At 62.9% G+C, this 21,940-nt stretch carries 23 protein-coding genes; 14 read left to right on the forward strand and 9 right to left on the reverse strand.

Going from position 1 to position 21,940, the window contains the following annotated elements; genetic code table 11:
- The first annotated feature begins 366 nt into the window (after nucleotides 1–366).
- Genes CTEST_RS02115 through CTEST_RS02125 form a run of 3 tightly spaced genes read left to right on the forward strand, consistent with a single transcriptional unit; the run spans nucleotide 367 to nucleotide 3,948 of the window.
- Nucleotides 367–1,965 (forward strand): efflux RND transporter periplasmic adaptor subunit, encoded by a 1,599-nt coding sequence (locus CTEST_RS02115; RefSeq protein ID WP_158408142.1) that lies wholly within the window; start codon nucleotides 367–369, stop codon nucleotides 1,963–1,965.
- Nucleotides 1,949–2,674: an ABC transporter ATP-binding protein gene (locus CTEST_RS02120; RefSeq protein WP_047252328.1), complete on the forward strand. Its 726-nt coding sequence runs from the start codon at nucleotides 1,949–1,951 to the stop codon at nucleotides 2,672–2,674. The genes CTEST_RS02115 and CTEST_RS02120 overlap by 17 nt, the downstream gene beginning before the upstream one ends.
- Entirely contained in the window at nucleotides 2,671–3,948 is a 1,278-nt protein-coding gene (locus CTEST_RS02125; protein ID WP_047252329.1) for an ABC transporter permease, read from the forward strand. Before CTEST_RS02120 ends, CTEST_RS02125 begins: the two co-directional genes overlap by 4 nt.
- Here CTEST_RS02125 and CTEST_RS02130 read toward each other — a convergent pair.
- The 7 genes from CTEST_RS02130 to CTEST_RS02160 form a co-directional block, all read right to left on the reverse strand.
- Nucleotides 3,939–5,531 (reverse strand): GTPase family protein, encoded by a 1,593-nt coding sequence (locus tag CTEST_RS02130; protein WP_047252330.1) that lies wholly within the window; start codon nucleotides 5,529–5,531, stop codon nucleotides 3,939–3,941. The genes CTEST_RS02125 and CTEST_RS02130 overlap by 10 nt on opposite strands.
- 3 nt (nucleotides 5,532–5,534) lie before the next feature.
- On the reverse strand, nucleotides 5,535–7,214 hold the full coding sequence (locus CTEST_RS02135; protein ID WP_047252331.1) for a GTPase: 1,680 nt from the start codon (nucleotides 7,212–7,214) through the stop codon (nucleotides 5,535–5,537).
- Complete coding sequence (locus CTEST_RS02140; protein ID WP_047252332.1) at nucleotides 7,211–8,386, reverse strand: enterochelin esterase domain-containing protein; 1,176 nt, start codon at nucleotides 8,384–8,386, stop codon at nucleotides 7,211–7,213. The genes CTEST_RS02135 and CTEST_RS02140 overlap by 4 nt, the downstream gene beginning before the upstream one ends.
- A gap of 1 nt (nucleotide 8,387) precedes the next feature.
- On the reverse strand, nucleotides 8,388–9,431 hold the full coding sequence (gene fepB, locus CTEST_RS02145; protein ID WP_047252333.1) for a Fe2+-enterobactin ABC transporter substrate-binding protein: 1,044 nt from the start codon (nucleotides 9,429–9,431) through the stop codon (nucleotides 8,388–8,390).
- Nucleotides 9,432–9,513: 82 nt separating this feature from the next.
- On the reverse strand, nucleotides 9,514–10,287 hold the full coding sequence (locus CTEST_RS02150) for an ABC transporter ATP-binding protein (protein WP_047252334.1): 774 nt from the start codon (nucleotides 10,285–10,287) through the stop codon (nucleotides 9,514–9,516).
- The gene (locus CTEST_RS02155) at nucleotides 10,284–11,279 is read right to left on the reverse strand and encodes a FecCD family ABC transporter permease (RefSeq protein WP_047252335.1); all 996 of its coding nucleotides are present in this window, start codon (nucleotides 11,277–11,279) and stop codon (nucleotides 10,284–10,286) included. Before CTEST_RS02155 ends, CTEST_RS02150 begins: the two co-directional genes overlap by 4 nt.
- Complete coding sequence (locus CTEST_RS02160; RefSeq protein ID WP_052844274.1) at nucleotides 11,276–12,283, reverse strand: FecCD family ABC transporter permease; 1,008 nt, start codon at nucleotides 12,281–12,283, stop codon at nucleotides 11,276–11,278. Before CTEST_RS02160 ends, CTEST_RS02155 begins: the two co-directional genes overlap by 4 nt.
- 325 nt (nucleotides 12,284–12,608) lie before the next feature.
- On the opposite strand from CTEST_RS02160, the gene rplN reads away from it, so the two are divergent.
- From rplN to CTEST_RS02180, 4 genes are all read left to right on the forward strand, one after another.
- The gene (rplN, locus tag CTEST_RS02165) at nucleotides 12,609–12,977 is read left to right on the forward strand and encodes a 50S ribosomal protein L14 (RefSeq protein ID WP_047252336.1); all 369 of its coding nucleotides are present in this window, start codon (nucleotides 12,609–12,611) and stop codon (nucleotides 12,975–12,977) included.
- Nucleotides 12,978–13,292, forward strand: a complete 315-nt coding sequence (gene rplX, locus CTEST_RS02170) for a 50S ribosomal protein L24 (protein WP_047252337.1) — start codon at nucleotides 12,978–12,980, stop codon at nucleotides 13,290–13,292.
- Between the two features lie 2 nt (nucleotides 13,293–13,294).
- Entirely contained in the window at nucleotides 13,295–13,849 is a 555-nt protein-coding gene (rplE, locus tag CTEST_RS02175) for a 50S ribosomal protein L5 (RefSeq protein ID WP_047252338.1), read from the forward strand.
- A 287-nt stretch (nucleotides 13,850–14,136) separates the two neighbouring features.
- Complete coding sequence (locus CTEST_RS02180) at nucleotides 14,137–14,832, forward strand: hypothetical protein (RefSeq protein ID WP_047252339.1); 696 nt, start codon at nucleotides 14,137–14,139, stop codon at nucleotides 14,830–14,832.
- Here the strand turns inward: CTEST_RS02180 and fdhD are convergent.
- Together fdhD and CTEST_RS02190 are read right to left on the reverse strand one after the other, a co-directional pair.
- Nucleotides 14,802–15,635 (reverse strand): formate dehydrogenase accessory sulfurtransferase FdhD, encoded by an 834-nt coding sequence (fdhD, locus tag CTEST_RS02185; RefSeq protein ID WP_047252340.1) that lies wholly within the window; start codon nucleotides 15,633–15,635, stop codon nucleotides 14,802–14,804. The two genes, CTEST_RS02180 and fdhD, sit on opposite strands and share 31 nt — an antisense overlap.
- Nucleotides 15,635–15,916, reverse strand: coding sequence for a DUF6457 domain-containing protein (locus CTEST_RS02190; protein ID WP_047252341.1), 282 nt, complete (start codon nucleotides 15,914–15,916; stop codon nucleotides 15,635–15,637). Before CTEST_RS02190 ends, fdhD begins: the two co-directional genes overlap by 1 nt.
- Nucleotides 15,917–16,188: 272 nt before the next feature.
- Between CTEST_RS02190 and rpsH the strand changes: the two genes are divergently transcribed.
- The 7 genes from rpsH to CTEST_RS02225 all read left to right on the forward strand — a co-directional run bounded on the left by rpsH (nucleotide 16,189) and on the right by CTEST_RS02225 (nucleotide 21,866).
- Nucleotides 16,189–16,587 (forward strand): 30S ribosomal protein S8, encoded by a 399-nt coding sequence (gene rpsH / locus CTEST_RS02195; RefSeq protein WP_047252342.1) that lies wholly within the window; start codon nucleotides 16,189–16,191, stop codon nucleotides 16,585–16,587.
- Between the two features lie 15 nt (nucleotides 16,588–16,602).
- Entirely contained in the window at nucleotides 16,603–17,139 is a 537-nt protein-coding gene (gene rplF, locus CTEST_RS02200) for a 50S ribosomal protein L6 (RefSeq protein ID WP_047252343.1), read from the forward strand.
- Nucleotides 17,140–17,141: 2 nt separating this feature from the next.
- A complete protein-coding gene (gene rplR / locus CTEST_RS02205; protein WP_047252344.1) occupies nucleotides 17,142–17,546 on the forward strand; it encodes a 50S ribosomal protein L18 in 405 nt (134 codons plus the stop codon).
- A 40-nt stretch (nucleotides 17,547–17,586) separates the two neighbouring features.
- Nucleotides 17,587–18,219 (forward strand): 30S ribosomal protein S5, encoded by a 633-nt coding sequence (gene rpsE, locus CTEST_RS02210; RefSeq protein ID WP_047252345.1) that lies wholly within the window; start codon nucleotides 17,587–17,589, stop codon nucleotides 18,217–18,219.
- A 3-nt stretch (nucleotides 18,220–18,222) separates the two neighbouring features.
- On the forward strand, nucleotides 18,223–18,408 hold the full coding sequence (rpmD, locus tag CTEST_RS02215; RefSeq protein WP_047252346.1) for a 50S ribosomal protein L30: 186 nt from the start codon (nucleotides 18,223–18,225) through the stop codon (nucleotides 18,406–18,408).
- Nucleotides 18,409–18,414: 6 nt separating this feature from the next.
- On the forward strand, nucleotides 18,415–18,861 hold the full coding sequence (gene rplO, locus CTEST_RS02220; RefSeq protein WP_047252347.1) for a 50S ribosomal protein L15: 447 nt from the start codon (nucleotides 18,415–18,417) through the stop codon (nucleotides 18,859–18,861).
- A gap of 197 nt (nucleotides 18,862–19,058) precedes the next feature.
- The gene (locus CTEST_RS02225) at nucleotides 19,059–21,866 is read left to right on the forward strand and encodes an HtaA domain-containing protein (protein WP_047252348.1); all 2,808 of its coding nucleotides are present in this window, start codon (nucleotides 19,059–19,061) and stop codon (nucleotides 21,864–21,866) included.
- The last annotated feature ends 74 nt before the right edge of the window (nucleotides 21,867–21,940 follow it).

Here is a 21,940-nt window from a genome sequence, read left to right on the forward strand (position 1 = left end):
GACGGAAGCTGGGTGAGTGTATACAACTTCCTTGCTGTGAAAGTTACCCGATGGGCCCTCGGCCCACTGTCGTTGGGGTGGCAAACATATACATAAGTGTGAGCCTATTGTTGACAAGTTGAGGGACGGATGGCGTTCAACTTATGAGTAGCGATAGGAGCGGTGAATTATTCCTAGCGTTTGCTCAGGAAAACATGCGGCCGTACTCAATAAGTCCGTGTTAGGTTATGTCCGTCAAAGAGAAGAAAACGATGTTCAGCATCGTCATACGCAGAGGGCACACCGTGAATCCGCACCGAGCCCGCACCAAGCCCGCACAGACCTGGAGTTAGATTTATGAGCCGCCGTGTTCTTATCCCATCCATCGTGATCGGGATCATCCTGATCGCCGGCCTGATCTTCTTTTTCCTCCCCAAAGGCCCTGCGGTGACACTGACCTCGCAGGACTATCGCGTGGCCAAGAAAGAAGATGTGGTCAGCCGTGTCATGGTCAGCGGTGTTGTTGACCCGTTGCGCAGCGTCGTGCTGTCCACCCACCTCAGCGGCCCAGTGGAAAAACTCGACGTCAAGGTGGGTGATCGCGTCAATGCGGAGCAGATCCTCGCGCAGATTGACGTCTCGGCCCAACAACGCGAGCTGGACACCCAACGCGCCCAGCAGGCCACCAGCGATGCGGCGGCACTCTCCCAGGTAGAGCAGGCACAGCAGCAATACCAGCAGTATCGAACCGGGCTGGATGAGGGGCTCAACCAACAGATCATCTCCGCCGAGGCTGCACTCCGCGCCGCGGATGGCCAGTATGTCGACTCCGTTGCCGCCTTCGATGCCAAGGCCAAGCACCGCGCCGATGGCACCGACACCGCCATTCGGGAGCAGGGCAATGCAGTGGAAAATTCCCGCACCCAGCTCATCTCGGCGGCTCTTGATGCCGTCCGCAGCGGTGTCACCGCCGCCGACACCCTCGCGGGCTCTCAGCCGGGCGGAACGGCGACGACGCCCACCGATAACACCGGAGCGGCCATCGGATCCGTGGTGACGGCGGTCGATTCCGTCAACCGCCTCCACGGTGCCGCGCAGAACCTCGATCAAAACCAGCGCGCCTATGAGGTGACGTTGGGCAACGTCGATACGGACCTGGCCACCTCGCAGCGCGCAGTGGGCCAGGCCTTCGAAGCTAAGAAGGAAGCAGCCATCGCCCTCGAGTCCGCCCGACTGGGGGCGCAGCAGCAGTTGGATACCCACGCCTCCGCGGTTGATCAGGCGTGGCGCGGGGCGCAGGCAGCAAAGGCCGCGTCCTCCCAGGGCAGCAACCAGTTGTTGGTGGACATTTCCAACCGGGATGTTCGCACGCCGATGGGCGGCATTGTTACCTCGGTGGTCGCCGAGAAGGGCAAGCCCGCCGCCGGGACATTGCTCACGGTGGCCGATGAGGGCTCCTTGATCATCAAAACCGAGGTGAAGGAAGTCGACGTCCCGCAGGTGACTGTCGGAGCACCTGTCACCTTCACCACTCCCACGACCGGGACGAAGGAGTTCCAAGGCAAGGTCCGCTTCGTGTCCCCGGTGGCGGCCGCCCCGCCCGCCGGTGCTGCCGAGGCGGTCAAGGACACCGCTAACCGCAAGGCCGCCTTCCCGGTGGAAATTGAGGTCACCGGCCAGCCCGAGGGGCTTCGCATCGGTGGATCGGCCAAGGCTCAGATCATCACCGAGCGGGAAGCCGGCAAGCTCGCGGTTCCCCGCGACGCCATTTTTGAGGAATCGGGCAAAAAGTACGTTCTCGTCCTCGCCGAGGATTCCGGGGACTACGTCGTGGAGCGCCGGGAGGTCACCGTGGGTGCCTCCAACGAGATTGATACCGCCATCACCGGTGGGGCGTTGAAGGAGGGGGAGCGCGTGCTCAACCAGCCCTCCACCTACCTCGAACACGAAGGCCAGAAGGTCGCGGTCAATGACGCAACTCAGTAGCGTCATCGCGCCCGAGCGTGTCATCGACATGCGGGGCATTGTCAAAACCTTCAACATTGGGACCCCGGCCGAGCTCACCGTTTTGCACGGCTGCGATTTCTACACCGACCCCGGGGAGTTCGTCTCCGTCGTGGGTACCTCCGGCTCCGGTAAGTCGACGCTGATGAACATCATCGGCCTCCTTGACCGACCCACCGCAGGCTCCTACGTCTTCAGCGGTACCGACGTGCTCGAGGCCGATGAGGACCGATTGGCCCGCTACCGCAGCCAGAACATCGGCTTCGTGTTCCAGAACTTCAACCTCATTGGCCGCATCGATGCCATTCGCAACGTCGCCATGCCCATGATGTACGCCGGGATGTCCGGGCGGGAAAGAAACAACCGGGCGGAAGAGCTGTTGGAAATGGTGGGCATGAAGGACCGCATGAACCACTTGCCCAACGAGCTCTCCGGTGGTCAAAAGCAGCGCGTTGCCATCGCCCGGGCGTTGGCGAACAACCCTGATCTCATCTTGGCGGATGAACCGACCGGCGCCCTGGACTCCGCCACGGGCCGCATGGTCATGGACCTGTTCCACGAACTAAATCAGGAGCACGGCAAGACCATCGTCTTCATTACTCACAACCCGGAGTTGGCGAAGGAAACGAGCCGGGTGGTCACCATGCGCGACGGTGTCATTGTTGATGAGGACGGGGGGGCACTGACATGAGCTTGTGGGAATCCATCGGGCTGGCCATGACCAGCCTGCGCTCCAACAAGATGCGCTCGCTGCTGACGTTGTTGGGTGTCATCATTGGTATCGCCTCGGTGATCACCATCCTCACCCTGGGCCAATCACTACGGGCCCAGACGCTGTCGAGCCTGGATCAGGCTGGCGCCAATGACTTCACTATACAGGTGCAGCCGCGCCCCGCGGCGGGGGAGCCTGAGCAAGAAGAGACCGGCATGTACTTCGGGCCGACGATCCAAGACGCCGATGACCGCATCAATGCGGAGATGGTCGAGCAGCTCAAGGTCACTTTCCAGGACCGGATCAAAGGCGTGTCCATCGGTGATACGTCTTCTCACGCCGGTGACGCCAGCGTTGAGGGCCGAACCTCCAGGACCACCCTTAAAGGCATCAATACTGACTATCAGACGATTAAGAATGTGAAACTGAGCCAGGGTCGGCTGCTCCGGGAGGAAGACATTACGGGCGATCGCCCCGTCGCGATCATTTCTCCCACCATGGTCAAGGACTTGTTCCAGGACGATGCGCAGGCGGCGCTGGGCCAGATGTTTGACTTCGAGACGGATAAGGGTTTCGCCTCCTTCGTGGTGGTGGGGGTGTATGAGGAACCCAAGAGCGGTGGCGTGGTCTCGCTCGGGTCCAACACGTCAAGCCTGTACGTGCCGTACTTAGCGGAAGAAAGAGTGTCTGATTTCAACGGCACCTGGGACAGCCTCAGCGTGCGCGTCAACGCCACCGCTGGTGCCGAGACCATCAAGCAGGATCTGCAGACCTTCGTCGATCGCTGGTATGCGGACAACACCGCCTATCAGGCCAAGGTGACGGATATGAAAAAGGAGCTGGAGCAGTTCAACACCATGCTCAGCACCATGAGCATCGCGCTGTCCGCCATCGCGGGTATCTCGTTGCTGGTCGGCGGCATCGGAGTCATGAACATCATGCTCATCACCGTCACCGAGCGCACGAGGGAGATCGGCGTGCGCAAGGCCCTGGGTGCTACCCGACGCCACATCCGCACCCAGTTCGTCGTTGAGTCCATGATCGTCTGCCTCATCGGTGGTTTGATTGGCATCATCCTCGGCGGCACGTTCGGCATGGTTGGAGCGAAGCTGTTGGGCACGTTCGTCTACCCGCCAATCAGCGGCGTATTCATCTCCTTGTTCTTCGCCCTGGCCATCGGATTGTTCTTCGGCTACTACCCGGCGAATAAGGCGGCGAAGCTCGACCCGATCGAGGCATTGCGCTACGAGTAACTGGCCGCCTTGATCGCGGCGAGGAACTCGGCGTAGCGCTGGCGGATCTCCAACAACGGGGCCTGGACTTCCTGCGCGGAGATCGTCGCTACCTCTCGGCGCAGGGCCTTGCGAGTGCGGCGCTTAACCCCGCCGCTGATCGCGACACCAAACACCGAAGTAAATAGTCCCAGCAGGATCCCCAGCAACACTCCTCCGAGGATGAGCAGGGTGGGGATGGGCCAGCCTTCGATCTGCGGGATGATGTCATCCATGAGCGGATAGAGCGCGCCGGGCAGGAACGCAGCCAGGAGGTACCAGCCCACCCCCACCAGTGCCCCGAGGAGGGCCAGCCACTGGAGGACGGTGACAATGCCCCAGGCCCGTGAGGGTTGGGCGGGCAGTTTCGTGCGGGCGGCAGCGCGGTCGAGTGTTTCGGGGAGCTTGTCTGCGATCGCTTCCGTGCGGTCGACGATCGCCCCACCCCAGCGCTCCGGCAGGCCTTCTGCCACGGCAGCTGCGTAGCCGCGTACCCCACGATGCGCGATGGCCCGGCCGGACGCATCCAAGCTGGGCAGGGACGTGCGGTGCACCCCGGTATCGTCTGCTTCCTCGCGCAGGCCCAGCCGCCGCAGCGGATCGGGGCGCAGACGCAGCAGCCACGAGGTGAGCAGCCACCCGGTCTTTTGGCCCAGCCGCTTGCGGTAGGCGGCGGCGGTGACGCCGGCGAGCTGATCGGTGCCCACGGCGTCGGAAAGCAAACCATCCATCTCCCGCTTCGCGGAATCCGGCACCTTCCTCACCCCCGGTGAATCGGTCCACCTGCTTATCGACGTCGTGATGTCCGCCTCAATGCGCGCCTGTTGCGCGCTGCGCCGGGCAGCCACGCGGGCGATCGCCTGCCGCAGGTCATCGACGCCGAGGCCCGTGCGGGCGGACGTGGCAATGACGGAAACCTTTCTCAAGCCATCGTCGTTAAGCAACTGCTGCAATGAGGCGGCGACACTGCGGCGGTCGTCGGCAGTGAGTTTGTCCGCCTTGTTCAACACCGCCAGCGTGACGGAGCTGTGGGAGGCGTGCGGGCGAATGAACTGGTCATGGATGACCGAATCGGCGTACTTCTCCGGATCGGTCACCCACACGAGGACATCGACCTGCCCCGCCAGGCGCGTGGCTATCTCGCGGTGCCGCGGCTCGACCGAATCAAAATCGGGCAGATCCAGCAGGATGAGACCGCCCGCTCCCGCGCTGAACTCGCCGGGCCGGTTGCGGCGATCCTCCACCCCGAGCCAGTCGAGGAGTTCCTCCGCACCTTCCGGCTGCCACACCGCAGCCAGGGGAGACGAGGTGGTGGGGCGGCGCGCGGCGGTGACGCCCAGATCCTCGCCCACGACAGCATTGAACAGGGATGTCTTGCCGGAACCGGTCGCGCCGAAAAAGCCCACCACCGTGTGCTCGCCGGAGAGAGCGCGCCGTTCGGCGGCCGCAGCGGACACGCGCGTGAGAGAGGCATGCTCAGCGGGGGAGAGGTAGGGCTCGCCGAGCTCGGCGGCGGTAGCGAGGGCGTCGAGACGCTCGCTGAGGCTTTTCTTCTTCGTGAACACGCTCTAGACCTCCGTCTGCCGGCGGACATCGCGCTGGGCGCTGAGGGCGGACTGGACAAGCTCCTGGGACGTCGTACCAGCCGTCAGCTGCGCAGTGACCTCGTCGTAGCGACTCCGCTCAGCGGCCATGAGCACCTCGATGCGCGCATTGAGATCCTCGCGGGCCCGCTTGGCCATCCGCCGCACGTTATCCTCACCGAAGATGGTCTCCAGGAGCTTTTGGCCCACGACCGCCGAGCCGCCCGCGATGGCGATCTCCCCGCCCGTCAGGCCCGCCGTCGACGCGAAAACCACCAGCATCAGCGCGACGGTGACCACATTGAGGCTCAACGACATGATCCGCGCCTTCATGCGCTTATCCCCCGCGTTGTCCTGGATGTAGCTGACCAGCCCGGCCTGCCATTCCCGCACCAGCTCAGCAGCCTGCTCGCCGATGTCCGGGCTGGCCGCCGCCAACGTGGACGAAGAGGCCGCCCGCAGCTCCGGCGCCACGGACCCCAAGTGAGACCACGACCGCACCGCGGCGGTGTCCGCCGAATCGACCACGACAGCGTGCAATCCCGCCTCGATCTCCTTCTCCACCTCGCGGATGGGCGCGGGCCGGCCCGTGAAGAAACTCCCGATCCGATCCACCGCCACCGAATACCACCGCTCGATCGTGCGGAACGCATCGGAGGTGCCCACGAAATCCTGCCACCGCTGCACCACCTCCTGGCGCAACAGGTTGCCATCACTGGTCGCATCGATAACCTGCTCCACCGCGCGCTGATAGTTCGTATCAAACGCCCCCGCCAGCTGTGACCCAAACTCCTCCTGCCGCGCCCGCTTTGCGGCTAAATCCTCCACCCGCTCCACCACGCGATTGACCGCCCCGAGGACGGTCTTGCCGGCCATGGCGCGCCGGGCGGCCGCATCCGCCGCCAACCCCTCAAGGTGCGCGGCTATCTCCGCCACCACTTCCCCCGGTAGCAGGCCTTCCAGCGGTCCCGCGTCCGGCACGGTGAATAAGGTGGCGTGGCCCAGCCCGGCTTCGCTCATCATGCGGCGCAGATCCGCGGGCACGGAATCTTCGTCCACGCGATTGAGAATCACAATGACCTCGATGTCGCGTCCCGCCGCCTCGTGCAGGAAATTCCACACCAACTGATCCGCATAACGCGAAGGCGTGGTCACGAATACCCACAGGTCCGCCGCGGCGAGCAGCTGCGACGCGAGCGCCCGATTGCGATCATCGATGGAATCGAAATCGGGGGCATCAAGAAGTGCTAGCCCCGGGCTGATGCTGTCGGTGGACACCGTCCGCAGTGACGTCGCCGTCGGATTGGCCCCCGGTTCGCCCTGCTCACGCGCCAAGCCGGGGAGCACTCGATTCGAGTTGAACCAGGCGGAATCCGCCGGATTGGCCACCAACACCGGCTGCCGCGTCGTCGGGCGAATAACGCCCGCCTGGCTCACCTGCTTGCCGACGATCGCGTTCACCAACGTCGACTTCCCGCTCCCGGTCGAGCCGCCCACCACCGCCAACAACGGCGCATCAATGTTGGCCAGGCGAGGCAGAATGTAATCATCGATCTGATCGACGACCGCCCTCGCCTCGGCCTGAGCTGAGTCATCGACGGCGAACGTCGCGTCCGCCACCGTCTCACGCAGGTGGACTACGGAATCCAACGATGAGTTGTTCACTCATTCATTGTGGCAGAAACTCCGACATCCGTGAGCTGATCAATGAGTAAACCCCGCCAACATGCCACGTCGTGCCCGCCTTCATAAATACTGAGGTCGGAGTTCCATTGCTGGGACTGCAAGGCGTGACCTAACTGTTTCACCCAGGGGACTGACGAAGTTTCATTACTCCCCACACTCAATCGAATTCGAGGGGAATATGCCGTGGCTGGTGATACGGCATCCACCAGCCACGAGCGCTCCTGTTGATCCAGATCACGGGGTGAACCCGTGTTGTCAGGTTGCCACCACATGGACGGCGACATTGCCAACACCGCATCCACTGCATCGGGTTGTTCCAACGCCAGCCGGATTCCCACCGCCCCGCCCAGGCTGAAGCCGGCGAAAACACAATGCGGAATGCTAGAAAGATCGGCGCCGCCGGGCTGCCTCCCAGCAACGTCGGACGCCCACGCCCGGGCTGTGGCAATAAAGTCGAGACTCCCGCCCAGAAGTGTTCGCCGATCGGCGGCACTGTTATTGCTGATACCCAACACTGCTGTCGGCCTCAGCCGCCCCCGGGTAACAGCGTGCTCGATGGCGAAGGGAAGACCCAGCCGCTCGAACCACTGTTCCGCATCATGGATGATGAGCAACTGTTCAGGCGGCTGCGGCGGCAGGTACAACCAGTGTGGGCGCCCACCGACGGTGTCGGTGTGCAGGAAACCTTGTAACGGCGCCCGGTGGTTCGACTCCCATTCGTGTTGGAGGTGTGCCCGCGGCCCAGCGAGAACCGACAAGCCGCGGTCGCCGTCCCTCGCCAGCGGACGGGAGCGGTTGAAGGGATCGTAGAAGCTGAAGAACGCGTTGTGTGGTGGGGGACCGGCTGGCGGTGGGCCATCGACGAAGAACCCATAGGAAGCGCGAAGGGCCGGTGACAACCGGAGCGTCAGGGTCCACACGTCGGTTCCGGGAATGGCGTGCATGGTCCCGCGCGAGACGTTCGCCTTGTCGGTCACCCGGTTGATGGAGAGGTGAACCGGCCGGGCCTCAGGGGCAATGATTCCCGGGTTGCGCCAATAAAAGGTCGCCTCAGTACCTTGCTTATTCCAGACTGGGGTACCGGTGCGCGCCAGTGCAGCCCAGAAGTGCTCGCGCGCCTCTGGGCTGGCTCCGGGAAGTGGCGGACGCAACCTAGGAGTATTCCTTCTGCAGGAAGTCCACCAGCATGGTGGCGCTGAAGTAATCTAAGCGGAAGCTCTCCGGGAACAACCCGACGACTCGGTTCGCCGCAACGGCCGGGTTCTCCACTAGGGCCGGGTTGGTGCGCACGATGTCCTCCGCGGGAGTGCCGGGATCAAGGTTCATGACGAACACGGTCTCACCCTGCAGTGCCGGAGCAACATTTTCCTGATTGACTCCCTTGATGTCACTGCGGTTTCCACCCTGGGCAGTGGTGCCAATCAACTCCTCGGCGGGAACCGCGACGTCGAAACCAAGCTCGCTAAACAGCGTGCCCTGAGCAGACTCAGGGGTGAAGAAGTTCACTCCGCCATCGCGGCTCAAGGAGATGATGTTGACCGGCTGCGGCGGCAACGTGATGGCAGCGGCGGCCTTTTCTACCGAATCTTCAAACCCGGTGATCAGCTCCGTAGCTTTGTCTTCTCGCCCGGTGACCTCACCCAAGTACGTGGTGATCTCCTCCCAGCTCTGGTTGGAGTAGTCGATGACAATGACGGGAACAACCGCCGCGAGCTGATCATAAACAGACACCGCGGAATCCTGCCCGACGTTCGACATCACCACCAGGTCCGGGTTCTGCGCGAGGATCGCCTCAACATTCGGCTCGATTTGATAAAGCGGCGCGACGTTTTCCTCGCGAGCAATGTCGACCCACTGCTCACCAAAACCCTCCTCATCCGAGAAGATCGGGGAGGCAGCTTGGCCGCCGCCCGAACCGACCACGGGCGCATCCAACGCCAGGAGGGAGCCGGTGAGCGTGACGGAAGCGGAGACAATGCGCTGGGGCTGAGACTCGAGGGTCACTTCAGTGCTGGCGCCTGAGCCGTCGACGGTAGTGATCTCACGGGGCCAGCTGGTCGACGCCGCGTCGGCGGCGGTGCTGCTGCTCGGTGCTGCGGAGGTGTCATTGGCGCTGGTGCAGGCGCTGAGCCCGCCGAGCGAAAGGGCCAAGAGCGCGGCGCACGAGGTGGTCAGAATGCGGTTCCGAGTGGTCAAAGGAAACTCCAAAACTCTGCGAATAGTTGCACAGGTTAGGCTAACCTATTGCAGGATTGTGTGACGGTGGGGGTAGGCGCAGTTAGCGAGGAACGATGAGGGGCCCGCCGCTCACAGGATCGGTCGTGACAAGGGCGGATAGGCCGAAGGTAGCGGCGAGAGTTTCCTCGGTAAGTACCTCTGCGGGGGTGCCCGTCGCCGCAATCTGCCCATCCCGACCGATCGCTACGATGTGGTCGGAGAACCGCGCCGCCAAATTGAGATCATGCAAGACCATGATGACCGTGCGATTCTCCTCCACCTGCATGGCGCGCACGAGTCGCAGGACCTCGAGACTGTGGGCAAGATCCAGATAGGTGGTCGGCTCATCCAACAGCATCGTCGACGCATCCTGTGCCAAAGTCATGGCGATCCACACTCGCTGGCGCTGCCCTCCGGAAAGATCCCCCACTGGCCGATCCTGCAGCTCCTCCAACTGGGTCGTAGCAATCGCATGCTGGACCGCTTCTTCGTCCGACGTCGACCAACGCCCCAACAAGCCTTGGTACGGATGGCGGCCGCGAGAAATCAATTGGTAAACGCTCAACCCATCAGGGGCAGTCGGGGACTGGGGGAGCAAGGTCAACGATCGCGCCCGCTCACGACGAGGAATGGACTTGATTTCCCGACCGCCCAGCATGACCGAGCCCGAATAATCCAACAACGAGCACATCGTCTTCAGCAGGGTCGATTTACCGCACCCATTCGGGCCGATGAAGGTGCTGACGCGATTGTCCGGGAGTTCCACCGTGGCGTTGCGCACCACCGGCTGGTCCCCGTACCCAACGGTGACATTGTGAAGAGAAAAGCGGCTCATGCGCGGGCCTTTCGATTGCCAGTAAGCAGGAGATACAGGAGCACTGGAGCCCCCAAGAAAGCAGTAAGAACGCCCACCGGAAGCTCCCACGGGACGACAACCCGCGTGCACAGGTCCGCCCCTACCAACAGCAGCGCGCCGGTGGATGCCGACAGGAGCAACGGAGGCGTCGGGGTCCCGGCCAAGCGGCGCGCGATCTGCGGAGTCACGAAGGCGAGGAAAGAAATAGGGCCAGCCGCAGACACCGCCACCGCCGCCAGGGCGACAGCGGTGAGAAGCTGCGCAGCCTGGGCGAGGGGAACGTGATGGCCCAATACGTGCGCCGTCGTCTCCCCGAGGCTTAACGCCGCCAGCTGGAATGCCAACCACCCAGCAGCCGCGACGGCGAAGAACAATACGAGGAGCGGGGCCCACGCGTTGGAATAGTCCCGGCCATTGAGGCTGCCGGTGAGCCACATTCTGGCCTCGATCGCGCGATCGAGCTCCGCCCACGCCAGGAGCCAGGTCGTCAGAGCCGAAAGGAAAATCGACACGCCCACGCCAATAAGTACCAGCCGCATGAGGTCTCTCCGCGCCCGGCCGGCAATCAGCCAAATCACCAGCGCCGTGACCAGGGAACCACACACCGCAGCCAAGGGGATACCGATGGACGTGGACACAATCGACCCCGAACTGCCGAAGACGATGACCAAGGCGGCGGCCAGGGATGCCCCATTCGTGATGCCAAGAATGTCGGGGCTGGCCAGCGGATTGCGGGCCACCGACTGGGTGAGGGCTCCCGAATATGCCAGGCATGCCCCCACCGCAGCACCGACGATTCCTCGCCCGAGGCGAAGGTCCAGGACTACCGCGCGTTCGATGGGTGTGCCGCCTCCCCATATGACCGACAGCACTGTACTCAGGTCAAGGGGATAGTCCCCCACGGTGGCACCCACGCAGATGAGTAGAAACGTCGAGACCAGCGTCAGCGCCAGCCAGAAATAGACCCTCATACGCCACCTCGGACAAAGCCGCGGCGAACAAGGGTGATGAACAGGGGGACACCCATCAGGGCCAACACAATCCCCATCGGAAGCTCGCCCGGCTGCGCGAGGAGGCGGCCTAGGATATCCGCGACGAGCGCTAGAACCGCGCCGAGACAGATAGAGAGGGGAATGATCTGCCGATAGTCCGGTCCCGTCAGGGAGCGCACCATATGCGGGGCGGCCAGCCCAATGAACATGACCGGTCCAGCGCACGACACGGCGACCGCGCCGAGCACGCTGATGGTGAGCAGACCCATGAGTTGGGCACCGGCAACGTTGATGCCTAACGACGCCGCGATGTCATCGCCCAAGCTCAACAGGTTAAGGGTGCGTCCCAAAAATACCGAGGCGATCAATCCGAGAATCAGCACAACAACCGTGCTTCGCGCCACGGCGAGATCCCGGCCCGCCACCGACCCGGTCGACCACACCCGCAGCATGTCCAACACCGCTGCATTCTGCAGCATGAGGGCATTGACCACCGACATCAACAATGCCGTCAGCGCCATGCCGGCCAAGACGTAGGCGAGCGGGCCGTAACTACCTGCGCCGCGACCCCGAGCGGCGAGCAGGAACACCACCACTGTGGTGGCTAAAGCGCCGACCAGAGCGGGCCACAAAAATTGGGTGGGGGAGCTCACGATGCCCAGGGTTAAGGCAATGGCGATGGCCGCCGCCGCCCCCGCATTGACGCCCAAAATACCGGGGTCGGCGAGCGGGTTGCGGGTAAAGCCCTGCATCAACGCACCCGCGGCGCCGAGGGCGCCGCCGGCAAATATGGCCAGCACCGCCCGGGGCACCCGGCCGGCGATAAGCAGCTGGAGATCATTAAAAGGCTGGGAAGCAGCAAAATCCGCATCGAAGGCCAGGCGAACCGCCTGCGGCATGATCCGCAGGACCTCGCCGGGATCGGTCGCCCGAGCACCAACCAGCAGGCTCAGGACAAACAAGCCCGCCAGAGAGAAGATCACGCCGAGAAAGAAGAGCCCACCCCTCAGTGGTGTGGGTGGGGATAAGCGAGTTGGTCGGCGCACCGGTCCATTATGGAGGTCAGGCTATCCTAAATTCAACCGAGCGGTTGATGGGCGGGTTTGGAACGAACTCGGAGAATATGGTTGAATACTCGGGTTGACCGTGTTGGTCGGCGTTGCATGCTTTTCCGAATGTGACGTCGAGACCCTTCGACCACCCTGTGGGGTGCGTTCGTCGATAAGCAAGGAAAACAGCAAGACAATAGACCAGGTGCGCGCAAGGCCGGAAATCTTCGCGCACATTAATCCAGGTCAGGAGACCAAAGTGATTCAGCAGGAATCGCGTCTGAAGATCGCCGATAACACCGGCGCCAGGGAAATCCTGTGCATCCGTGTGCTCGGCGGCTCGACCCGACGCTTTGCCGGAATCGGTGACGTCATCGTCGCCACCGTCAAGGAGGCAACTCCGGGTGGCAACGTCAAGGCCGGCGAAATCGTCAAGGCCGTCATCGTTCGCACCAAGAAGGAAACCCGTCGCGCAGACGGTTCCTACATCCGCTTCGACGAGAACGCGGCTGTCATCATCAAGACCGACAACGAGCCGCGCGGAACCCGCATCTTCGGCCCAGTTGCTCGTGAACTTCGTGAGAAGAAGTTCATGAAGATCGTGTCGCTTGCACCGGAGGTGATTTAGTTGAAGATCCACAAGGGCGATATGGTCCTCGTCATCTCTGGCCCCGACAAGGGCGCCAAGGGCAAGGTCATTCAGGCTTTCCCGAAGAAGGAAAAGGTCCTCGTTGAGGGCGTCAACCGCATCAAGAAGCACGTCGCTAACTCCGCACCGGAGCGCGGCGCTGAGTCCGGCGGAATTGTTACCCAGGAGGCACCGATCCACGTCTCCAACGTGATGGTCCTGGACTCCGACGGCAACCCGACCCGCGTCGGTTACCGCTTCGACGAGAACGGCAAGAAAGTCCGTATCTCGCGTCGCAACGGGAAGGACATCTAAGCATGAGCGAGAACTACACCCCGCGTCTGAAGACTCGCTACCGCGAGGAAATCCGCACCAAGCTCAATGACGAATTCTCCTACGAGAACGTCATGCAGATCCCCGGCGTCACCAAGGTTGTTGTCAACATGGGTGTCGGCGAGGCTGCTCGCGACTCCAAGCTGATCAACGGTGCCCTCGAGGACCTGACCCTCATCACCGGCCAGAAGCCGCAGCTGCGTCGCGCCAAGAAGTCCATCGCGAACTTCAAGCTCCGCGAAGGCATGCCGATCGGCGCCCGCGTCACCCTCCGCGGCGACCGCATGTGGGAGTTCCTCGACCGTCTGCTGACCGTCGCCCTCCCCCGTATCCGCGACTTCCGCGGCCTGTCTGACCAGCAGTTCGACGGCCACGGCAACTACACCTTCGGCCTCAACGAGCAGACCATGTTCTACGAGATCGATGTCGACAAGGTCGATCGCCCCCGCGGCATGGACATCACTGTCGTCACCACCGCCTCCAACAACGACGAAGGCCGTGCCCTGCTCCGCGAGCTCGGCTTCCCCTTCAAGAAGTAGGCAGTTCGGTCTGAAACGCCCTCATTGTTCCCCGGTCGGGGGACGGTGGGGGCGTTTTTGCTGCTTCCCCTGTGATCGCGACGGGCTGGTCCCGACCGGAAGGCATTTCGGCGAGGGGCGTCCTGGGGTTTTGGTGGCGGGGTGGGGTTCCGGTCGCGAGGAGGGGGTCGGGATCAGGGGTGATCGCGACTTTTAGCTGATTTTGCGGCGTGCGGAGTGGCGCGACCTTGGGTTTTGGGTAGCGGGGTGAGGTTCCGGTCGAGATCAGGAGGTCGGGATCACCTAGGATGACGGCCATGTATCCCGAATTTCTGGCGGTCGGATTTGATCAGCAACCTGGTGAGATCTCTGACGTGATTTTTGATCAAGAGCTGGTTGGCGAAGAAGATTGCGGGGACGGCTACCAATTGTGCGCGGCCTACGTCGATCCCTCGGGAGTCCGAATCAGCGTGGGCCTGCGGGATAGCAAGCCGTACCTGCACGCGGGTGTTTCGGGTCCAGTCAGTGGTGCTGGCGAAGTAACGCGGTTGAGCGATACCACCGCGCGGGTGGATCTGGGCGATGCCATGGTCTTGGCGAATGTGGAATTGCCAGCGAACTACCCCAGCGATGAGCCGCAGTCTGCGCGGGAGATCCGTCTCAGTGCGGTGGGGGTGGAAGGCATCCGGGTGTATCCCTCGGAAGAGGCGTATGTGGCAGAGGAGGATTCTGCGGCTGTGGGGCAATTGATATCGCTTGGGTTGATCTCGCTTCAGAGCAGTGCTCAGCAGCCGAACGCGATCGCTTTTCTATCCGGGCGGTGCCGTGAAGCCGAGCTTCGCACCAATACGCTGACGGGGAAGAATTTTTGGTATCTGCTCGTCGATACGAAGGTGCCCCTTGCGGTTGCGCTGCCGGAGGGGGTGAAACCAGTGCCGGCCGTGGGGTCCGTGGTGGTTGGGCAGGTGCTTGTCTACGCCTCGGAGATGAGTTCGCCCGCGTAGAGGTTGAATCGATTGTCGCGGGTAAAGCCGGTTAGCGCTAGGCCCGCAGATCGGGCGAGGTCGACGGCGAGGGAGCTGGCGGCTGAGACCGCAACCAGCGCACCGAATCCGGCCATGATGGCTTTTTGGGCTAGTTCGAAGGAGGCGCGGGAGCTCATGACCAGGATGAGGTCATCGGCAGGCAACCTTCCCTGGAGGAGGAGATGGCCAATGACTTTGTCAGCGGCGTTGTGCCGGCCGATGTCCTCGCGAGCGACAATCAACTCGCCGTCCCTGGTGAATGCGCCTGCAGCATGGATACCGCCGGTACGGCGGAATTGCTGCTGCTGATCCCGTAACCGATCGGGAAGTTGGACCACGACGGCGGGGTCGAGGGGGAAGCGACGTGGGGGAGCGGCGACCTTGCCCAAAATTTGTTCGATGGACGAGGATCCGCAGACCCCGCAGGCAGAAGTGGTCGTCGATAAGCGAAATGATTCGAGGCCGGGGGCGCGGACGCTGGAGGCGAGATCAACATCGATGACGTTATAGGTGTTGGTGCCATCGGGGCCGGTGGCTCCGGCGCAGTAGCGGGCGGTGGTGACGTCGGCGGCGGAACGGATGATGCCTTCTCCGTAGAGGAAACCGTGCACCATCTCGATGTCGTGGCCCGGCGTGCGCATGGTGGTGTTAAGGGTGGGTCCGCCGACGCGGAGCTCCAGCGGCTCCTCGGCGGTGACGTAATCGGAGCGGGTATCCGTATGGATGCCCTCCGGCTCGACGGAGACGCGAGTGACAGCGAAGGTTCTATTGAGACGACCCACTAGGACATCTCCTTGAGCATCGCCTGGAGCGCGTGAACCTGGGACTTGGTTAAGGCAACGGTCTCTTCCGCGTCAGAAGTCTCCCTGCCCACGGCCAGGCCGAGGAGAAAAGCGGTGACCGGTGCCGCCGGCCGGGATGGGCCATGGGCGACGTCGCGGGTGAGGTCGAGGATATCGCGCATCAGGTCGTTGACCAGGCTCGGCTCCAGGTCGAGAGACGTGGCGGCCGTTGTGAGCCACGTGTGGGCGGAGGCTAGATTTTCGTCTTTGCGCGCGTTCATTCTGACCATTCTAGGAGGGATTTTGAGCTGGGGGCATGGACGGGTATCCTGGCTTGTCGGACTCGTGTGCCTTGTGAAAGGTGCACGTAACCGCCAAGAACTAAGACATTCAACTTTGTTGTAGGCCCCCCGCCAACATGGCGACCGGGTGGAAGTGGCAGCGAGCGCCCCAGACTATTGAGTTTGGGGAGCGTGAAGTGGCCCGACGGAATACCCGGCAAACGACCACGGTGGGTAGGGAACCGCAGCGAGAAAGGTACCGGTCACCAACCATGACCATGACTGATCCTATCGCCGACATGCTGTCGCGCGTGCGCAATGCAAACCATGCGCACCACGACACTGTGTCGATGCCGTCTTCCAAGCTGAAGATCAACATCGCGGAGATCCTCAAGCAGGAGGGCTACATCGCTGGCTACTCTGTCGAGGATGCTCGGGTCGGCAAGACCCTCTCCCTCGAGCTCAAGTACAGCCCGACTCGTGAGCGCTCCATCGCTGGCCTGCGCCGCGTGTCCAAGCCGGGTCTGCGCGTGTACGCCAAGTCCACCAATCTGCCGCAGGTCCTCGGAGGCCTGGGCGTGGCTATCATTTCCACGTCCCAGGGTCTGCTGACCGACCGTCAGGCAACCGAGAAGGGTGTAGGCGGAGAAGTCCTCGCCTACGTCTGGTAAAGGGAGGATTGACTAATGTCGCGTATCGGTAAGAACCCGATTGCCATCCCGTCCGGCGTCACCACGACGATCGACGGCCAGAACATCGAGGTCAAGGGCCCGAAGGGCACCCTGTCTTTCGAGGTCCCGGCTCCGATCTCCGTCGCCGTTGAGGAAAACGAGATCCTCGTTACCCGTCCGGATGACAACCGTAAGAACCGTGCTCTCCACGGTCTGTCCCGTTCTCTCGTCAACAACCTCGTTGTCGGCGTGACTGAGGGCTACACCATCAAGATGGAGATCTTCGGCGTGGGCTACCGCGTCCAGGCTAAGGGCAAGAACCTTGAGTTCGCCCTCGGCTACTCCCACCCGATTCTGATCGAGGCTCCGGAGGGCATCACCTTTGCGGTTGATGGCACCACCAAGTTCTCTATCGCGGGTATTGACAAGCAGCAGGTCGGGCAGATCGCCGCCAACATTCGCCGTCTGCGGAAGGACGACCCCTACAAGGGCAAGGGCATCCGCTACGAAGGCGAGCAGGTCCGCCGCAAGGTCGGAAAGACGGGTAAGTAAGCATGAGCAACACTGCAGAGAACTCCAAGCGCACTCCGGTTGGCAAGGACATTTCGTCCCGTCGCCGCGAGGCCCGCGCACGCCGTCACTTCCGTATCCGCAAGACCCTGCGTGGCACCCCCGAGGCGCCACGTCTGGTCGTGCACCGCACCTCCCGTCACCTGCATGTGCAGGTGATCGACGACAATGCCGGTCACACCCTGGTCGCCGCCTCCACCATGGAGCCGGATGTTCGCACCGTTGAGGGCGACAAGAAGGCCAAGGGCGCCAAGGTCGGTCAGCTCATCGCTGAGCGCGCCAAGGCTGCTGGCATCGAGACGGTCGTCTTCGACCGTGCGGGTTACAAGTACCACGGCCGCATTGCCGCTCTGGCTGATGCCGCACGTGAAGGTGGTCTGAAGTTCTAATGATCACCGACTCCATGAACATCAACGGAAGGATCGCGTAATGCCGGGACGTGAACGGCGTGACGGCGGACGCTCCGCCGACGACAACAGCAACAACAACAAGAATGATCGCCGCGGCGGACGTCGCGACGATCGTCGTAACCAGCAGCAGGACGAGCGCAGCCAGTACCTGGAGCGCGTTGTCACCATCAACCGCGTCTCCAAGGTCGTTAAGGGTGGTCGTCGCTTCAGCTTCACCGCTCTCGTGATCGTGGGCGACGGCCAGGGCATGGTCGGCGTCGGTTACGGCAAGGCCAAGGAAGTTCCGGCTGCGATCCAGAAGGGTGCTGAAGAGGCTCGTAAGAACTTCTTCCGCGTCCCGATGGTCGGCGGCACCATCACCCACCCGGTTCAGGGTGAGGCTGCAGCGGGCATCGTTATGCTCCGCCCGGCCGCACCGGGTACCGGTGTTATCGCTGGTGGCGCTGCCCGTCCGGTGCTTGAGTGCGCCGGTGTCCAGGACATCCTGTCGAAGTCGCTTGGCTCCGACAACGCCATCAACGTCGTCCACGCCACCGTGGACGGCCTGAAGCAGCTGGTTCGCCCCGAAGAGGTCGCCGCACGCCGCGGCAAGACCCTCGAGGAGGTCGCTCCGGCTCGTATGCTGCGCGCCCGCGCAGGTCAGGAGGCGTAAACTATGGCTCTGAAGATCACCCAGATCAAGGGACTGGTTGGCACCAAGCCGAAGCAGCGTGAAAACATGCAGGCTCTCGGACTTCGCCGCATCCGCCACTCCGTGGTCCGCCCCGACACCCCCGCGGTGCGTGGCATGATCCACGTCGTGCGCCACCTGGTCACCGTCGAAGAAGTGGCAGGGGAGTAGTAACACATGAGCGAAATTATTAAGCTCCACGACCTGCGCCCGGCAAAGGGCGCCAACACGCCGAAGACCCGCGTTGGCCGCGGTGAGGCATCCAAGGGCAAGACCGCTGGTCGCGGCACCAAGGGCACCAAGGCTCGCAAGCAGGTTTCGGCCGCTTTCGAGGGTGGCCAGATGCCGCTGCACATGCGTCTGCCGAAGCTCAAGGGCTTCAAGAACCCGAACAAGGTCTATTTCCAGGTTGTTAACGTTTCCGACCTGGAGAAGGCTTTCCCGCAGGGTGGCGACGTCACTGTGGCCGACATCGTTGCAGCGGGCCTCGTGCGCCCGAAGCAGCCGGTGAAGGTTCTGGGCAACGGCGACCTCGGCGTCAAGCTGAACGTCACCGCTGCTAAGTTCTCCAAGTCTGCGGTCGAGAAGATCGAGGCTGCCGGAGGCACCGTCACCGAGGCTTAAGCCCTCGTTGACCTGTTCTTTTCGGACAGAAGCTACTGCCCCATTCCGCATCGCGGGATGGGGCAGTAGTCTTTGTTAGGGTCACCTTTGTTTACCAAAACCCTGTGTGTAATATCAGTATAGTCCAAGGCAAGGCTAACCTTAGTCATGCTGCGGCCTGACATTACTTGCCCATCGACACACGAGGTATTTCAATAGTGAACCCCCGTCTATCCCGGCGGCCGTACGCGCGCAAAAGTCTCAGCGCCGTCGCCGTTGCCACCACGGTCAGCTTGCTGCTCATCCCCTCCGTCCGAGCTGAAGATGCCACAGATGCCACAGGTGCCACAGCCACAGAAACCGTAGAAGCGGTTGAAGCCGTGACGGCGGCGGAGACGCCGACTGAAGCGGACGTCGATAAGCAGGTGGTGGCAGAGCAGGCACAGGAACGCAGTGCGTATTCCGTGCCGCCGATCGCCATCGTGGGCCACCCCGTGACCTACGTGGGCAAGGGGTTCACACCTGGTGAGCGCGTGGGTGTTTTCGGTGACCTGTTTACCCATGACATTTGCTACATGGACATTTCCAGCAGCGGCACGGGTAGCTGCACCGTCAGCAAGGTGCCCTCGCACGGCAAGGACTACGACACCGGTCGGGTGTGGCTGGCGAAGAGCGACCGGGCGCCGGAGGAGGAGCGCGTCTACTTCCCGGCTGGTACGGGTGGTATCCGCGAGAAGGGCAACATCGGCGCCACGTTCGCCTTCGAGAATCAGAACGTCGCGCAGGGCAGCACCGCCATCGTCAACTTCTCCGGGGTGGAGCGAGATGACATCATCGCGTTCACCGCTGAGAATCTGCCCAACGTGGAACTGGGCCGGGCCACGGCAAATTCCAGCGGCCGGGGCCGCGCCGTGCTCACCATCCCGGAGTCCATGCCGCTGGGCCTGCAGTCTGTGCGGGGGAAGAAGGTCGGGAGCGAGGACGTCAACGCCGAGGCCTTCATCAACGTCACTGCCTCCACCGGCCTGCCTCCGGCGAGCGTGCGCGCCGTTCCGTCGATGGTGCCGGCGATCGCGAATACGCCCTACGCCTTCACCATGGATAACTACGCCATCGGTCGCACCGTCGGTGTGAAGACCGCTGCCAGTGCCACCGAGTTCCGCACCGGCTGCATCGCGAACACCGGCAACCGCGCTACCTGCTTCGACACGGTCAACTGGGATAAGCCGGGGCCGCAGACGAAGAAGATCTACGCCGTTGACTTGGGCGATACCGAGCTGCCGATGCCGGGCACCTCGATCCAGGCAAAGTTCACGGAGAAGTCCAACGAATCCGTCAACTCGATGCGCTTCTACCAAATCAAGGAGCCGGTGCGGGTGTTCGCGGCGGATGGCACCACCGCGCTGCGGGACATGCGCGTGGGCAGCGACTTCGTGGCCAAGGTCCGCCTCAACGACGAGGTATTCCCGGAAGATAAGCAGAAGTGGGGCCTGACCTATACCAAGGTTGCTGAAGGCACGCCCGTTTCCTTCAACCTGTTGGCCAGCGCGCTGTCGACGAACCGCATCCCGGTGGGGGAGGGCGTGGTCGATTCCAACGGTGAATTGACCGCCACCCTCTCAGTCCCGGCGCATACCCCCTTCGTCTACGGTGGATACCTCCTCGAAGTTGTCTACGAAGAAGACGGCACCGAGTACACCATGCACCACCAGTTGCCGCGCCTGAGCACCTCCGGGATCGCCAAGCCCGACATCTCCGTGTTCGGCCACGTGTGGCGCGGCGGCGACCTCTCGATGACGGCCTCCAACCTGGGCCCCAACCAGGAAGTGCGCGTCTACGTTGACACGGTCGACGAGGCCAACCGCGTCGCAGGAAACCAGCGCCTGCGGGCCAACGCCTCCGGCACCGTCACCATCTCCGGGGCGCTCCCGCAGTCCGTGGGCACCGGCGCCCACAAGCTCCTGATCACCCGCCCGAGCGCTGATCGCACCGAAGACCAGATCATCGACCGCGAAGTCACTTTCCACGTCCTGGGCTACGACAACGACAACGGGTTCCGGCAGGGGGCCAACACAACCATGCTTATCGACGGCCTGAAGGCCAACGAATCAGTCACCGCCAGCATTGGCGGCATCGAGGTCGCAACGGCCGCGGCCAACGCCGATGGCGTGGCCACCCTCACCGGGATCACCCCGGCCCTCCAGGGGGATGACAGTGGCCTGTCCACCCTCCAGATCCAGGTCGGTGAGCAGATCCTCAACCGCGAGGTCTTTGTGGCCTGGCCCGCCCCGGAAACCACTCCCGTGGAGACGACCACCGGCTCCCTGACGTGGGGTATCCGCGACAGCTTCCGCCACCACATGCAGAAGAACGGCTTTGGCCTCGGCGGCTGGAAGCTCAACAACGTCGGCTACACCGACGCGGAGGAATTCGAATGGAACCTGCGCGCCGAGAGCCCCACCAAGTTCGTGGCCAATGACCCCAACGCCTCCGTCCGCATCACCTCCTACGAGGGCGCCATGAACCACGTGTTCGCCGCCCCCGAAATCGAGGTCACCGGCGACAACACCGCCACCCTGTCCATGCTGGTGTCACGCTACAACTACCCCTTCGCCGACCTCACCGCGATCCTCGAGGGCAAGAAGGAGCTCGACCGCACCAACGTGCTCACCGAGCGTATCGACGTCGCCCTGCTCACCTTCGCCGAGCCCATCAAGGTTGGGGCCGATGGCAGCTTCGGGGGCACCGCGAAGGCCACCGTCCCGGCGGCCGCCGAAGACGTCTACTTCGCCTACAACGCCGGCGATAGCCTGGCCGATGTCACTGTGCGCCTCGGTGCCACGGGTGAGGACACCACCGCTCCGTCGACCACTCCTTCGACCACTCCTTCGGTCACCGCGAACCCCGAGCAGCCGGAAGGAAACGACAAGCCTGCCTCGAATGGCAGCAAGGGCTTCTTTGAAACGATCGGCGGCTGGCTGTCGTCGCTGTGGCGTTGGCTGTTCGGTTGGTTGTTCCGGATCTAATGGTCCTATAATCGCCACACGTCCGCGACTGGCCTCCAGCACACTGGTAGGCTAATCAAGTCAATTGTGTCAAA

Source organism: Corynebacterium testudinoris (assembly GCF_001021045.1).
GTDB classification, from domain to species: Bacteria; Actinomycetota; Actinomycetes; order Mycobacteriales; family Mycobacteriaceae; genus Corynebacterium; species Corynebacterium testudinoris.

What these genes read in the sequence shown, in the direction of transcription:
- rpsH (WP_047252342.1), top strand. Translation starts at nt 16,189, where the DNA reads ATGACCATGACTGATCCTATCGCCGACATGCTGTCGCGCGTGCGCAAT.
- CTEST_RS02155 (WP_047252335.1), bottom strand. Translation starts at nt 11,279, where the DNA reads ATGAGGGTCTATTTCTGGCTGGCGCTGACGCTGGTCTCGACGTTTCTA.
- rpmD (WP_047252346.1), top strand. Translation starts at nt 18,223, where the DNA reads ATGGCTCTGAAGATCACCCAGATCAAGGGACTGGTTGGCACCAAGCCG.
- rplE (WP_047252338.1), top strand. Translation starts at nt 13,295, where the DNA reads ATGAGCGAGAACTACACCCCGCGTCTGAAGACTCGCTACCGCGAGGAA.
- rplO (WP_047252347.1), top strand. Translation starts at nt 18,415, where the DNA reads ATGAGCGAAATTATTAAGCTCCACGACCTGCGCCCGGCAAAGGGCGCC.
- rpsE (WP_047252345.1), top strand. Translation starts at nt 17,587, where the DNA reads ATGCCGGGACGTGAACGGCGTGACGGCGGACGCTCCGCCGACGACAAC.
- CTEST_RS02120 (WP_047252328.1), top strand. Translation starts at nt 1,949, where the DNA reads ATGACGCAACTCAGTAGCGTCATCGCGCCCGAGCGTGTCATCGACATG.
- CTEST_RS02180 (WP_047252339.1), top strand. Translation starts at nt 14,137, where the DNA reads ATGACGGCCATGTATCCCGAATTTCTGGCGGTCGGATTTGATCAGCAA.
- CTEST_RS02190 (WP_047252341.1), bottom strand. Translation starts at nt 15,916, where the DNA reads ATGAACGCGCGCAAAGACGAAAATCTAGCCTCCGCCCACACGTGGCTC.
- CTEST_RS02125 (WP_047252329.1), top strand. Translation starts at nt 2,671, where the DNA reads ATGAGCTTGTGGGAATCCATCGGGCTGGCCATGACCAGCCTGCGCTCC.
- CTEST_RS02150 (WP_047252334.1), bottom strand. Translation starts at nt 10,287, where the DNA reads ATGAGCCGCTTTTCTCTTCACAATGTCACCGTTGGGTACGGGGACCAG.
- rplF (WP_047252343.1), top strand. Translation starts at nt 16,603, where the DNA reads ATGTCGCGTATCGGTAAGAACCCGATTGCCATCCCGTCCGGCGTCACC.
- rplR (WP_047252344.1), top strand. Translation starts at nt 17,142, where the DNA reads ATGAGCAACACTGCAGAGAACTCCAAGCGCACTCCGGTTGGCAAGGAC.